The 14,810-nt window shown below is 48.8% G+C and carries 10 protein-coding genes and 1 tRNA gene; 3 read left to right on the forward strand and 8 right to left on the reverse strand.

Annotation, left to right across the window (positions count from 1 at the left end; translation table 11 throughout):
- Window positions 1-102: 102 nt before the first annotated feature.
- A complete protein-coding gene (locus FN808_RS12215) occupies window positions 103-720 on the reverse strand; it encodes a rhomboid family intramembrane serine protease (protein WP_221930035.1) in 618 nt (205 codons plus the stop codon).
- Between the two features lie 130 nt (window positions 721-850).
- On the opposite strand from FN808_RS12215, the gene FN808_RS12220 reads away from it, so the two are divergent.
- Window positions 851-922: transfer RNA gene (locus tag FN808_RS12220), tRNA-Thr, on the forward strand.
- A gap of 282 nt (window positions 923-1,204) precedes the next feature.
- On the opposite strand, the gene FN808_RS12225 is transcribed toward FN808_RS12220, so the two are convergent.
- On the reverse strand, window positions 1,205-1,456 hold the full coding sequence (locus FN808_RS12225; protein WP_142714882.1) for a hypothetical protein: 252 nt from the start codon (window positions 1,454-1,456) through the stop codon (window positions 1,205-1,207).
- A gap of 175 nt (window positions 1,457-1,631) precedes the next feature.
- Complete coding sequence (locus FN808_RS12230; RefSeq protein WP_142714883.1) at window positions 1,632-1,829, reverse strand: hypothetical protein; 198 nt, start codon at window positions 1,827-1,829, stop codon at window positions 1,632-1,634.
- A 288-nt stretch (window positions 1,830-2,117) separates the two neighbouring features.
- Here FN808_RS12230 and FN808_RS12235 point away from each other — a divergent pair, with 288 nt between their 5' ends.
- Together FN808_RS12235 and FN808_RS12240 are read left to right on the forward strand one after the other, a co-directional pair.
- Entirely contained in the window at window positions 2,118-3,032 is a 915-nt protein-coding gene (locus FN808_RS12235; protein WP_142714884.1) for a hypothetical protein, read from the forward strand.
- 45 nt (window positions 3,033-3,077) lie between these two features.
- Window positions 3,078-3,650, forward strand: coding sequence for a hypothetical protein (locus tag FN808_RS12240; RefSeq protein WP_142714885.1), 573 nt, complete (start codon window positions 3,078-3,080; stop codon window positions 3,648-3,650).
- 9 nt (window positions 3,651-3,659) lie between these two features.
- On the opposite strand, the gene FN808_RS12245 is transcribed toward FN808_RS12240, so the two are convergent.
- The 5 genes from FN808_RS12245 to FN808_RS12265 all read right to left on the reverse strand — a co-directional run bounded on the left by FN808_RS12245 (window position 3,660) and on the right by FN808_RS12265 (window position 14,776).
- Window positions 3,660-4,619, reverse strand: coding sequence for a peptidoglycan-binding domain-containing protein (locus FN808_RS12245; RefSeq protein WP_142714886.1), 960 nt, complete (start codon window positions 4,617-4,619; stop codon window positions 3,660-3,662).
- A gap of 286 nt (window positions 4,620-4,905) precedes the next feature.
- Entirely contained in the window at window positions 4,906-9,897 is a 4,992-nt protein-coding gene (locus FN808_RS12250) for an eCIS core domain-containing protein (protein WP_142714887.1), read from the reverse strand.
- A 295-nt stretch (window positions 9,898-10,192) separates the two neighbouring features.
- The gene (locus FN808_RS12255; RefSeq protein ID WP_221930036.1) at window positions 10,193-11,941 is read right to left on the reverse strand and encodes an eCIS core domain-containing protein; all 1,749 of its coding nucleotides are present in this window, start codon (window positions 11,939-11,941) and stop codon (window positions 10,193-10,195) included.
- 16 nt (window positions 11,942-11,957) lie between these two features.
- The gene (locus FN808_RS12260; RefSeq protein WP_142714889.1) at window positions 11,958-13,310 is read right to left on the reverse strand and encodes an ATP-binding protein; all 1,353 of its coding nucleotides are present in this window, start codon (window positions 13,308-13,310) and stop codon (window positions 11,958-11,960) included.
- Complete coding sequence (locus tag FN808_RS12265) at window positions 13,304-14,776, reverse strand: contractile injection system tape measure protein (protein WP_142714890.1); 1,473 nt, start codon at window positions 14,774-14,776, stop codon at window positions 13,304-13,306. The genes FN808_RS12260 and FN808_RS12265 overlap by 7 nt, the downstream gene beginning before the upstream one ends.
- Window positions 14,777-14,810 lie beyond the last annotated feature (34 nt).

The following is a 14,810-nucleotide window of genomic DNA, read 5'->3' on the forward strand; positions in this document are numbered from 1 at the left end:
AACCAACTCTATGCTGATCCTGTACCTTTCTTTTAACGGGGAGGTACAGGAAATGCTGTTGTTTTCACCAATTCCTTCCCCTTCCGCCTTTTTTTAACACCTTTAGAGCAGACCAAATATCGTCAGTACATGATCGATCGTATGTGGAACAAAAACCACCAGGTAAATGATGCCCCACAGGGCACCGGCCACATGGGCTTCATGGTTGATCTTCCCGCGTTCCTGTTTGCTGGCATACATGCTGTATAGCAGATAGGCAATGGCAAATACAAAAGCCGGAATGGGAATAGGGATGAGCAGCAGGTAAATACTCTCCATCGGAAACAGAAAAATAAAAGCAAAGAGCACCGACCCCACTGCCCCGGAAGCGCCGAGGGTCGCATAGCTGGGATCATTCCGGAATTTTATTATGGAAGGGATGCCGGCCGCCACCAGCCCCGTAATGTAAAGCCCTATGAAGTAGGAGGATCCCACTACCTGCTCCATGACCGGACCAAAAAAATAAAGCGTAAACATATTGACAAAAAGATGCCCCAGGTTGGCATGCAGAAAACCCGAAGTCAGCAGTTCATACCACGTATTCCGGCGGACCGTCCGATAAGGTTTCAGATAACCCGTCTGCAGCAGCGCAGGATAAACATACAGGGCTCCCAGCGAAATCAGAACATTCGCCGCAATTAAATAAAAAGTTACCGGGTAGTTTGTCAGAAAGTTTTGCATAGATGATAATATTTTGCTCCCTGAAAATAATCAAGAGCTCCCTTGAACGCCAATTCTTTATTTTACACTCATCACTTGCTATCAAATAAGAACAATGCTTATATTATCAGTCTTTGACTTCCAAATACAAGCTGGTGTAGCTCAGGGGTAGAGCGATTCTCTCGTAAAGAATAGGTCGCTGGTTCGAATCCAGTCACCAGCTCACTCAACAGCCTTTAAACGACGCTTTCGGGGGTTCAGATCACAAATTACCCGCAAATTTGAGTTCCATCAGAGTTCCATCAGAGTTCCATGAGAATTTTGTCGGTTTTGCCGGAATTATCAGTACCGTTCTATCCTTTAGCCAGATTCCTTCCCCTTTTCAACTGTTTATGTTATACCGCAGGACAACGGTGATACGCTCATTGCTCCTTTAGGGGAGAAGATGGGCGGTTATATTAACAAGCAAACGTTTATCCTGCTCGCTGCGACAGATCTATGCGTGTTATTTCTCCCGATAAAAGTATACTTTTTTCTTATCGGCGTCTTTTCCACTCTTAATCTTAACCCCTTTGTCCTTGTTGTACTGATAAACAGCCGTACGCATGGAATTTACATTTTTGTCGTCTTCATATGATACCTCAATAGCATCTCCCCCCACTTCAAGCTGATCCAGTGCCTCCAGGAGCGGCTTGAATTTTGATGATCGTTTTTTGGCACTCTTAATTTTTTCTCGGTCTACAAATTTGATATCCATATTCACCCTCGCTTGAGCCTTCTCTTTACTTTTCTCTATATATTAATATATAGAATTTTATTTAATATTAAATAAAATTAAAGCGAATTGGGTGCAAAAAGACATAAAAAAAGTCTGTAAGTGTAAAAACACCTACAGACCATTCTTATATAGATAATAACAGTACGTTTTCTACCTATTGGATTTCATAAAATTGCTGGTAGACATAATCCCAAAACTCAGCCAAATTTGATCCTTTGTTATGGGGATTTTTAGACCTGGTTGATTTCATGGCATCAATACAAGCCTTTTCTTTGGCATCATAATAGGATTTTAGCTGATGAGCGGTTGGATTCTCAATCATTTTTTCGAACTTCTTAACTTTCTCAGCCATAACAAACTAAATTTATTTCATTTTTGCATAAGGATTCAAGGACCGGGTTAGACATCCTTGCCTTATCTTCTAATAAAGCAGTTTAAGGTGGATATTGCAAGAAATAAGGAAACACTCACCCCTGCAACCTTGTTTCTATATTCGATTCTCAACCAAGATACTGTTGTTTATAAAAACGGAAAATTCGGTAGTAAAGTTCGGTAGTGTTTTTCTCTTTGATTATGAATTATATTTAAAATCAGTTCATTATTCCAGGCCTTGCAAAATACTACCATTGTGAGGTAAACCATGCATAGATTACTCTTTTTCCTTACCTATTTCGTCTGTTTACTCCTGTTCCACGGCGCGGCATCAGGTCAGTCGGTTTCAATAGAGGCCCTCTCCCCGGAATCCCCCGCCCGGCTGGACTTTGAGCAACAGGTTTCCATCACTTTTGAATACGACATATCGAATGAAAGCGGAGCACGGATTTTTATCCGCCCAATGACGTCAGGAGCTCTAACGCCCAACTATTCGGCCAGCGGCTCATCCATTTTCAGGGGCCGTGGTCAAGAAAACGCGAACTTCACCATACGATCGGGTAATGTAACCGTCGACCAGCTCCGGGTACAGGTTCTGAGCTCCGACCAGAAAGAGCTGTTGTTTGAATTTTACCTCCCTGTCGACTACACCTTTTCCTCTTCAAAATATACCCTGGCCAAGCCCGGCATTCTCTATCCAAAGTCCAAGAAGATACTGCAGCAGTATATCGCAAAGACTTCAGAGGATACCTCATCGGGAGAGCGCAAGGTAGTCAGACAGGTCATCAAGGAAGATGGTACCATTGAAACCCATTACTCCGATGGCGCCATCTGGGGCAGCTTACCGTCGGGGCAGCGATATTTCATTAATCCTGAAACCGGGGACACCTCATTTGTACAGACATTGAAATATGAAGTGCAGGAAGCTTCACAGCCGGCCGAGCCCCCTGGTTTTGTTCCGTCCACGGACTCCGAGGCCGATGAAGACTGGCTGAGAGACCTTAATGACTGGCTTGAATATCTGGCCAGCCAGCAGCTTGTCAGAATTCAACTGTTGCTGAACGACGAGGAATCGTTCCAAAACTATCAAACCTTTGAAGAGGACAACAGCTCCTCCCTGTACCAGAAGATCAGCCTTCGCTATACGTTCCTGGAAAAGCTTCAACAACATAATATCCAATAAGGACAGACCGTAACAGCAGCCATGGCCAGCATATATCGACCTGTTTTGATCATCATAAACGCGGTTCTGCTGATTTGCTGGCTTTCCAAGCCCTCAACGGCACAGACAACTGCCCAAAATGACACCGATTCCACAACCCGAAATCAGAGAGTACAACAAATCCTCCAGGAAATGGAAGAAGAGACGAAAACGGCCTCCACCTTTCCCGACTCCATTATTGTCCCGCCGACGCCAGCCCAGCAACAACTGCTGGACGACTCCACTCTGGCCGTCTACCGAGATGCCATGTATGCCTATTATGAGTACCGTGTATCAGGCTTTGAACACCGCAAGCAAGTGTTTGCCTGGCAGCTTTTCTCATCAAAACTTATTTTCTGGTGTGTCCTGCTGCTGGTATTTTCCGGAATCTCCTTTTCCGGTATACAGTTCTATAAATCAATCCGCAGTGAACCCGCGTCAGACGCGGACTCCACCGGGCAGAATCTAACGGAATTCGAGGCCACCGCCAGTGGGATCAAAGTAAGTTCTCCAGTACTGGGCGTCATCATACTTGCCCTATCCCTGGCCTTTTTCTACCTGTACCTGGTCTATGTGCATCCTATTCGCGAGATATTTTGACAGGCTGACTTAGGAAATAAAAGCAGCAGCCAGTCGAATGCCGTAATCCTCGCTGAGATTGTAATGCATGCCATGCACAGTACCCTGTCCGCGCGCAATAGCCAGCTTACGCCGGCGAACATCCTCAATCCAGCGCGGATTACAGGCTTCGGAGCGCCGGTTAGCCACGATAGAAAGGCGATCCTCCTCGCCCGCATCTTCCGGCAGTTGCTCGAAATCACGCATAATCTGCTGTTTAACATAGGGATAGATGCTCCCGTTCTGCACCTTGATATCAAACATGAGGGCAACGGCCCGTTCGGATTCGAATTCATACTCCCGGGCCAAATCGGTGGCTTCTTTATACAGTCGGTCTGCAGTTTCCACCTGCAGTTCCTGGAATTCCCCGCACCGGCCCAGCGTCTTGAACAACCCGCGCCATGGTTCCCGTAACACATAGCGGTTCTGATCCTGTACCGATCGCCCCCATGCCATTTGCTGCTCCCGGGGGGCTTCCAGTACTTCCTGAAATTCTGAATAGCGCCCGGCAAAAATATCATGTACCAGGTCCGGGTATTGATTATCCATGGTCTGCAGGAGAGGCTGCAGGCTTCCCTGGCCAAAGTTCCATTGCAGGGCTCCAAAGCTGATCCCCTGCCCGTCGAAGTCACCCGCAACGCCCGCAAAACAATCGGGAGGCGGCTTTCCCGTCTCAAATGATCCCGTGAGTGCCAGACAGCGATAGGAAAGGGTCTCCCCGAGAATGGCCGGCGGGGCTACCTCCTCTTCATCAAACAGTTCACCCCAGGTATTGGGCCCCACGATCCCATCGACAGCTAACTGCTGAGCTCGCTGAAAAGCTCTGACAGCGCTCTCCGTGCCCCCACCGTAAATCCCGTCAATCGCTCCCCGATAGTGATCTTGCTCCTGAAGCCGACGCTGTATGCGCTTGACCTCTTCCCCCATCGACCCTCTTCTGTATAGTGCCATAGTGTTTGGTTATAGTGTTGAATTGACCTTTTACTTGAAACTTACCTTAGCCCGCAGAATTACCTCTGAGACAAACTGTAACAAAAATTAAATCGTAACTAAATAGCTTGTAGGTTAATTAAACCTCTTCTTTTAGTCATTATACCCGTCATAGCACATGTAAATCTTACGGTCGGAAAAAGACAGCGAAAAATGCCTGCAATTCCTCAACCGCACCGACCTACTTTTTAAAAATGATAAAACCCAGTAACATAAAGTAAATTAACGATACCTAACCAACTTTCTGCTACTCCGAAGGGAGAGTACCCAATACACTCTCCATATCCGAAATCGTATCATAAGCATTCTCGATATTTTCTTCCGATGGATTTTCAAGCAGGCGGCGCCGCTCATCCTGTAATACTTCAATATACGACGCCAGATCAGGACGATTCTCAATTCGGTCTATCGCATCATCAATAGCACCAACTGCACCTTCTGCTTGAGGTGGCAGATTTCCAACATCTATTGCTTGACGAGCGTGAGTACCTGTTTCTGCAGGTTCGGTTCCTCTTTCGCGACCGGGCGTTCCTGCTAAAAAGTTCTCAAGAGCAGCATAATCCTGGCCACTTATCTGAACATTAGGATTATCCAGACGATCATGAACCTGAATTTCAGCCTCAAATAATCGTACAATTTCTCCACCACGTTCAGCTCCAATTTTATAGGTTATACTCTTTAGTCGTCGACTATCTGCATGAGCGATAGTTTCAGTGGTAAGGTGCAACGTAACATCGGGAGATATCTGTGTAAACAGGTCCCTGATATGCTGCTCGATACCGCTATTCTGATACTTCAAATTAACCTCCCCGGGAGCATATAAAATTCCAAAAGGGCTCTCGTGTCCCGTTCCCTGCCCCTGGCTATGGGCTCGGTGCCAGCCCTCCAGTCCAACTTCTATACCTCTAAACATTGCTCTCTCATATCCAAGTCGCCCACGTCCCGGACCAATCTCAGAACGAATAACAACAGCACGGTCATGTCGACGTCGGGTCGCTGAGGCCGTAGTGCCACGAGGCCCCGTATATGTCCGCGTCTCACCCGGTCGCAAAGTCTCCGGTGGCTCATAAGTAACCGATCCCTCCTCGCGATCCCGAATTACCGGATTTCCGTTTTCCCATACAATCTGTTTCGGGGGTGCATCACTACCGGCGAAGCGGCGAATATAGTACCCCCCGGTCGGCGATTGGACGTAATAGTGGCCGGGGGCTTCATCGAGCGGGGGGTACCCCGCATCCAGGGCAGCCTGGTTGCTTCGCGGTTCATCGCGCGCAGCCACATAGCCGGCACCGGATGCAGTGGATTCTACCGCTCGTTGATGTTCCTGCAGTTGTGCCGTTATGCTGTCAATTTCTCGTTGAATCGCTGCCTGTTCAGCCTGAGCCTTCGCGAGTGAGGCATCGGAACTGAGTCGTTCAGCCCTGGCATCAATCTGTTGTTTCAACTGGTCAAGGTCGGATAGTATTCGTCTTAACTTATCAACTTCCAGCCGTGCCTCGAAGCCGCGCGATCCATATCCCGGCCCCAGACCCAACATCTGCCTGATTCGGGAGGCCAGTTGCCGAATCATGCCAACGACCCCTTCATATCGGGCCAACTGTCTCATCGTTTCCACATGATATCCGACATGGCGATCGGTGGCACGCGGTCCCACTTCAAGCACAAGGCTGCCATCTTTATACCGCACCTGCACTCCTTGCCCGAGATTCGGCCGTTCAATAATGGGTACACGGCCTTCAAACTCACCCATGGCTGCTCTCAATCTTTCCAGTTCGGCGCCCCTTCTCGCATGATGTTGTCCGGCAGTTGAGGAAGGCGCTTCTTCAATTCGATTAGTAGGCTCATCAATATCAGACCGGCTGGGAGACTTCGTATCATCGCTCGGTGTAGCATCGGTTTCAATATCTTGCCCGGAAGGCTGTTCCCGGGAAGCATTTCGCGATTCAGGATCCCCTGAGGCTCCTCTCACGCGACCTATGAAACTCATCCCGTTTGACTGAATAGCACCGGCCATGATCGATGCTTTCTGGCGCCGGGCTTCCGTTCTTGTCATCTCCCCGTTGGCCACAGCTTCGTTAATTTCTGCTATCTGTCCGGCTGTTTCCGCATTGCAGTGTATGATTCCAGCCACATCCAGAGCCTCTTCAGCAACTTCAGCCGTGGTATGCGTTGCTTCTGCTGCACTGCGGGCCGTTCTGAGATAGAATCCTCCTTCTCCATCCGGTATTTTACGAAGAGCCCCGATCGATCCAACATTGGCAATGGATACCCCGGCCGTGACGATTTCAATTACATCTCCGATGGCCTGAGAATCCCAGCGAAAAGTATCGTTCTCCATCCGACTGACAATGCGTTCTGCCGCCAGGGCCGCACTTAACACACCACCCGTTATTCCAACAGCTGGGCTGGTAACGACCAATCCCAATACCGCTATGACCTGGGCCAACTCTTCCAGTCGTTGTCGAGCTGCCGTCCAGTCACGGGGACGACTTTCAATTGTTTTTTCTCTGGCATCATCAATGAGTGAGGCAAAGTATCCCTCACTGGGTAAGCTGATCGTAAGCTGTCCTTCTCCATATCCGGCATCCCCTGCAAAGCGTTCCACGGCTTCCCAAACAGCACGTACTTTTGCATCTTCAACGGGACCCTCATTGGGAGCAAATCCTTCATATTTATTCGCATCCCTGCTGGTGACATCCGATAAAAAGCATTTCCACTCATCATCCACTAACACTGGCTCCGATATCTGGAGAAGTAATGGATACGTTTGTCCCGTAACATTACTTACCAATACGCCTTGTGCACGGTGCACGGGCCTGTTTCCAGAGTCCGACTGCAGCTGCTCCCTGCGAAGATTTGCAAGTCTCAGTTGATCTTCCAGAACTTCCACCTCACGCTCAAGCCTGGATACCCTGCTGTCATGCAGGCCATGTTCCAAAAATATGGATTGTTCACGGGCATTGGCCAGCTCTTCCCTTCTTTTGTCTAATCTGTATTCGATCAGTTCCGTGGGAGTACCACTCACCGTGAGTTCAGCCTCTTCAAGTCGCTCCTGAAGCAGTGGGATATTTGCCCTGTCCGGATGGCCTTCAGGCAAAGATTGCAACAACAAAAGCTGCAGTCGCAGTTCTTCCAATTGGGCTGCCGGCATACCTATCGCTTCTTTTGAGATCTCCTCAACATCACGTACTGAAACAACCAGCGTAGATACACTGGGAGCGCGTCGAGGCTCCTCTTCTTCAGCCCCTGGATTAATCACACCAATGCAACGGACAACAAAAATACCGGGACGGGTCCAGTGGATTGAGCGCTCCTGGTCGTCCGAAAAGACATCCGCCGTTGCACCCAACAGCTCTCCTCCCAGTGCCATCGCAGCTTCAAGGCCGTATAAATCTTCATTCAATTCATTGGCAACAACATCCATATAGCGTCCCTCCATCAGGGCTTCTCTTCGATCTTGACGAATCTGTTCGGGACGCTCGGCCAACTGCTGCATTTGGCGTCCAAAGTCGCCACTAATATGTTCAAACCTTCCCACTTCATCCTCTTCGGATGAAAGTCCTCCTGATTGTATCTCCTCTGCACGCTGCTGAACGCTTTCTGAATTGGTGATGTCCCACACCTCCCACCGGTAGTAAGTATGCTGGAAAGCCCATGATACCTGGCCCAGAAGATCGGGGGCCGACTGGGAATAATCGATATCCATTGAGAAAACCCCGGTACCTCCGGTGGGCTGGAGGGACAATCCGTGAATTTGTGCATCAAGCGGGGGATACTCAAATCCTTCCCCCTCCCCTTCTTCTCCAAATGGTGCACTGTATCGAATTTCATCCACCTGTTGGCCCTGCTCTTCAGAGGCTTCGCCCTCCCTCTCGCCGGTTGAATCTTGTTGAGCAAGCTCTTCAGTTACATCAAGTATTATGCTCAATAGTTCATCGGGCGTTTGATTCTCCTGCATTGGTACCCGGCGGCGGGGACCTGCGTGCTGTCCTTCTTCATTCTCGGGATTGAGCCAGACATTAATGCCAGTGTTGCCCTCTTCATCAGCCCGCAGTAAAATCAAGTCGCTGGGCAGTCTTCTCGAAGAGGCCCCGGCAGCGCGCATATCTTCCACTCGTAATTTCACAGCCTGATAAAGTTCCCAGGCCCAGCCGGGAGCCCCTGATTGTTCGCAGCCTTCGCCCCCGGTATCTTCCGTCGTTTCTTGACTGGCTACCAATATTAGCATCGGCATAATAAAAATATCATCCTGTCCTTCTGGTATATCCACCCAGTCAGACATGTATATATCGCGACCCTCTACCTGGGATTGAAATTCCTCATCAAGATTTTCAAGATTAAATCCGATTGACATGGTAGATACGTCTTCACCGCGGCGCCCAAACCGTAAATTAGCATCGGAACCGATAAGAAAAACCCCATTTCGTAATCGGAAATTGCCTTTAAGCGCAAAATTGCCCAAAAGGTCCTCCTGTATGTTAAATGCACGAACCCTATTGGTTATAACGACTACTGTCCGGACATTTATGCCGCTAAAAGATCGGGCAATACGGAGCCCATCATTTTTCATGATCCGCCAATCATTTGTCGTAATTAAAAAAGGCGCGAAATTATCTTGCTCTCCACCATTGTCATTGTCATTGCGTTGAATAAGCGCAGACTGATTATTTCCTTTTTGCTGTACCACATGAGCTAATTCATGGGCTAACAGGTGCTGCCCCTTCCTTGAGTTTGGGTTATACTGTTCCCTGTTGAAGTAGATATCTGAACCGTGTGTAAAGGCTTTTGAACCCAGAGATTCATTCATCCAGGCAGCCTTCGAATCGGAATGAACCGAAACATCTGAAAAATCTGCTCCCATCTTTTTTGACATGCTTTGCTGCACCTCCGGCGGCAAGCCGGAACCCTGTCCCCTGGTTCCGGCTATCCGGGCAGAAAGCTTCGGTGATGCGTAGCTGTCGAGCGTTGTACTCCTCGGGGAGGGTTTCATCGTTAGACTGGCCTGCAATTGGTCACGTCCGGTATTCATCTGAAGGGGAGCGCTTGAATTGGGACTCATCCGAAGTTTTCCATCCTCTTCCTCATCATCGGAAGCCGTGACGGGCGGGTGTTCAGGCATCATCATAACTTGATCAGCTACGCTTTCCGCTTCTTTTTCCTGTGCACTATCCGGTTCATCCACCTCCAGTCGGCTGGAGGGGGTACCGTTTGAATCAGATTTTACAGTGGTTGTGTTCATATGCTGCTGTTTTCAACCAGAAGATAAATATCCTGTTTGTTGATCTTCACATAGCTCAGTGGACGGGACAAACATACCCGGATTGGCTATGTATCCGGTATCTTTATAGATAAAGTTTCCTTACGGCCCGTGACTTAGTCAGCCTGACCGGTTCGTATAATAACTTCTGAGCAAAAAACAAGACCATCTTATGTTATATAGTTTTCGTCCAATAAGCCTGTCAAAGGGAGTCATTAAGGTATTGCTGTAGAAAACGAATGTAATATTGAAAATTCAATAGGCTATTTGATTCGCGTTAATCGGCAGCTTCTCGTATTTGAGATCCTTTTTTCTTACAGGTATTTGCAGAATTGGTGGCTGCTATGGACTTCCATTTACCTTTTTCCAGGTAATAGACCGTACCGCCCTTATAGTAGCCGGGGAAACGGCGAGCCTCATTGGGATGATGTTTTTTGACCACCGTCTTCCAGACATCAATAATGGCGTTCACGTCAATATTTTTCTCTAACAAAAGCGGCCGTTTCAAACTGCGAATTCCAGTTTCAAAATCGTTTCTCACAGAACTGCCATGGAGAGGAGCAGACTTACGGTATCCAAGTATAACGGCATTGGGAAAAAGCGAAGAAAACACATTTACAGCTTCTTTACAGATAGTGGCACAAGAAGTGCTGATGATAAGCTTGACCTTGTCGAACCTCCCATGGGCTGCAAGTGCCCGTAGATCAATAAACTGGGTCTGCATACCATTGGCAAAAACACCGGGACTCTTATATTGAGCGTATTGGTGACCATAAAAATAAAGTATGTCTGTGGCTTTGAGGACCGATTTCTCCGAAACTGCCGCCGCAGTCCTACCCGCCCTAAAAGCAGAAGCATCATCTGTACGCGGATCAAATTTGAAAGCTCTATATGGATCTATCTCACTGGTACCCAGTTTTTTAAGTCGTCCCTTTGCTCCTCCATAGTAGCCGGGATAAGAGCCCCTGTACCCTCCAAAGGGAGTTCCAGCTTCATTCCACAAGGCCGTGGCTTGATCGGAACCCAATTCTGCTACCAGTTTTCTGCGTATTGTACTTTTTTCATTATTTGAACTACAGCGATACGTCCATTTCAGCTCCCTTATCAAAGTCAGTCGGTTCTCAACAGATGAATCTTTTTTAAGCTTTTTAATAAATTCTTCAATGTTTGTGCGATGATTACTCCAAACATAACTCTTACATAGCGGATCTTCTGATTTTTTGCGTTGTACGAAATTGGGAGATCCATTGAAGTGGACCGAACGGCTACTATTGATCTTGGTATTATCAATTTGGGACGTTGTAGATGAAGGCTGCCTTCCCGTTTGTTGAACCACATGGGTCAGCTCGTGAGCTAATAAGTGTCTTCCTTCAGAAGATTCGGGATCATACTTACCCCGGTTGAAATAGATATCATTTCCATGGGTAAAGGCCTTTGCTCCCAACTGTTCGTTTAACTGATGGGATTTGGAATTGGTATGGACCGTTACGTCACTGAAGTCAGCACCAATTTTATGCGACATCTCCCGCTGCACACCCGTTGGAAGCGATGCTCCCTGCCCATTCGATGCATGAAGCTGGCTGGTTATTTCGGGTGATACATACGTTGGACCATGATTCTTCTGCTGTATAGGCGGAGTCATCTGCAGCTTTTGTTCACACTCGCCACAGTTCAGCGGTTTTCCCTGCTTGGCCCGCTCCCGGCAGCGTGGACACATGCGTTGCAGCTCTGGCACCTGGTGCTTCAACTGTATTTGGACGCCCTGTTTCGGCTGCATCTGCAGTTGCCCTTCCTCTTCTTCCTGAACAGCTTTCATATGCACCTGCGGATCGGGCATGCGCATGACAGTGTCAGCCACCCGGTCGGCTTCCTGTTCGTACTTATCCTCGGGTGAACCGATCTTCATCCTGGAATGCATTTCAGGCTGCGCCGGAATGGCTTCCTGCCTGGACCCAGTTCCCCCGGGACGAGACGACCGGGATCGTTCGATATCCTGTTGCCCGGAATATGGTACGCGCTTAAACATCGTTACAGGGCTTCCATTAAATGGTTCTTCGACTTTTGTGAAACTCCCGTTTAATCCCGCCGGTAATATCATTCAGACGTATTTCATTGCTTTCCCTGCCCAGCGCCTTCAGGGAGCTGTGCTGAATAACGTTGATAATGGTACCGCCCGAAATTTTATACTCCTTGGCAATCGCTTTCAGATCGATCTCCTTTTTCAGGCTGGCCTCATTGCTGAAACCCTGTTTCCACAGTTCCAGCCGTTCGCTGTAGCTGGGGATCGGGAAATGGATCATCGCCTGCAGCCGCCGCAGGAACGCATTGTCAATATTGTTTTTTAGATTTGAGGCCAGGATAACCAGACCGTCATAATCCTCAATACGTTGCAGCAGGTAGGAAACCTGCTGGTTGGCATAGCGGTCATGGGCATCTTTGGTGCTGGTACGCTTGCCGAACAGGGCATCGGCCTCATCAAAGAACAGGATCCATTCCTTGTGTTCGGCACGGTCGAAGATGTTAGCCAGGTTTTTTTCTGTTTCCCCGATATATTTCGAAACTGTCTGGGAGAGGTCGATGCGGTATACATCGCGGCCTGTTTTTTTGCCCAGCAGCGTGGCCGTCAGGGTCTTTCCGGTTCCCGGCGGTCCGTAAAAAAGCGCCTTGTATCCCGGCTTCAGCTTCTTATCCATCCCCCAGTCCTTCCTCAGGGTATGATGATGGCGGATCCAGGTCTCAAGCTCATCCAGCTGCCCCAGCGTTTTGGATGACAGCACCAAATCATCCCACTCCATTTTAGTTGTAAGCAGTTTGGCCGGAAACTCGGCGCTGAAATCCGGTTTGCGAAGTTCTCCCATGGTGAGCAGATCCAATACCTCTTTTGATATCTGCAGGGCCCCACTCATCCGTGGCTCCCCGTTCTCCATATTCTCCAGCCACAGGATATTTTCCCGCCTGAACAGGTGGTTGGCATCAAAAGCCCGCTGAATGGAAAAACGCCGCCTTAAATCACTGCTGGCAAGAATGAACAGGGCCGTTTCTCCAGTCGGTAAAAACCCCTGATGATTTTTCCCCTTCTTGCCACCGAATTCCGTAAAAATTTGCTGAGTATTCTTATTTTTGGTCAAGAATACATCAAGCAGCTCCGGCTTTATATGGGGGACCATGGCCAGTATAAGCAAAAAACGCGCTTCGAAATCCAGCTTGTGCTTCCCGACAAACCGGGCATAAGTGGAACGACTGCCCTTGAAATGCGGCGGGGCGATATCGTAGATATCCTCGTGCCGGGTTTCTTCTCCGGCATTCAGCTTGGACCGGGTTCTCAGGATCTCCCTGAACCAGTTGAGCTCGGCTTTCAGGTCACGGGCGTTATGTTCAATTTTTTCCGTTACCATTGTACGTGTATGATCTCTTCGTTCCATGGAAGCTTAATGACTGATATCGGCCACGGGAGTTTATCCAGCAAAATATCGTAGGTGATACGTTCGATTTCGACCTTCCAGCCGTGGGGATCCGTCATAAGGATACCCTGTCGCTGCAGAAAGGTTTCTCTGAATCCACCTACAGAGGTGTTTTTCAACGCCTTCCATCGATCGACAGCCGATTTCACCATAGCCTCTGCCTCGTTTTTCTCACGGTCCGACAATTCGATATCTTCCGGGACCAGGGTTTCTGGCTCCAGCCCGCAAAGCAGCTTGTTCAGGGGCCATTCATGTTCTTCCCCCTCTTCGTGTCCCGTACTGATAAAGTGCAGCAGGTGTACCGCCCGGTGCGTGGCCGGGACACTTACGAAAGCTCTCTCCTCAACAAAATCGAGATGTTCAAAGAGCGTATTGAGATAGGGCCAGACCAGAACCAGTCCCGCATTTGAGATTTCGACAAATTGATCTTCCTTCCTGGCAGCGGGGAACTCTGCCTGCGTATCAGATTTTAAAGGCCGGCTTTTGGCTTTCTCCCCTGGAGGTATTTCTGCTGGGGGGTCAACCGTATTGAAGGCTTGCTCCCATTGACCGTTCGGAAAAAGAGCAATCCCCTCTGAACGTTTGGAAAACAGTTCTTCTATAATCTCTTGGGGCAGATCATATTTGTCGACCAGCAGAGAAACGGCGCCGACCACAGCGCGTTGTTTTTGCGTGATGGATAACCGCGGCAGGACCGAAGAAGCGGGCGTTGACAAGGCGGAACCGCCCCTTCCCATTTGGTCCAGCACCACATCCAGGAAAAATTTCCGGAACTCTTCCCACGACCGGGATAGCTGCATGCCGCCCGAACGAACAACCTGTCTGAAGGAGGTATAAAACCGAAAAACATCCGTCAGTTTGTGTATATCGAAAAACCGCTGGAACTGAGTATCAGTAAAATAGCGAATCAGCCGGGCCCGGACGGCCGGTGATCCCAGCTCCTGTCCTACCGCTGAGGTTAAGGATTCAGCATCTTCTGAAAACTGCTCCTCAATCCATCCTGCTATATCAGCCTCCCGGTCTGGACACCACCAGGGGATAGTACCCATGCGGAAGAAGTGCATCAGCACATCGACCCGTGTGCGGTTTGCAGCATCACCATTCTTTTCTTTTCGACCGGTGGTAGAGCCTGTTCTTTCCTCAACAGCCGACATCAAAATCAGTTCTTTGACTTGTTCTTCAAACCTATCCACCAGCTTTCTGACCAGCACTTGCTCCAATTCATCCTCCCGGATGGTGCCAAGGTCGAGCTCCAGCTTATCCAGAAACAGCTGCTCCTTATTTTCCGTCAATTTATCACAGACTTTGGAAAGGGCCGGCATAATCTGTTCATGGCAGATTGTAGAAATCCGGTCCCGGATGTTGTCCGCCTTGCTGCGTTCTGCAAGGTGCAGATCCATCGTACAAGTTCTGATGATATGATTTTGTCCGTAT

Origin of the sequence: Fodinibius sediminis (genome assembly GCF_900182555.1) — a bacterium.
GTDB lineage: Bacteria > Bacteroidota > Rhodothermia > Balneolales > Balneolaceae > Fodinibius > Fodinibius sediminis.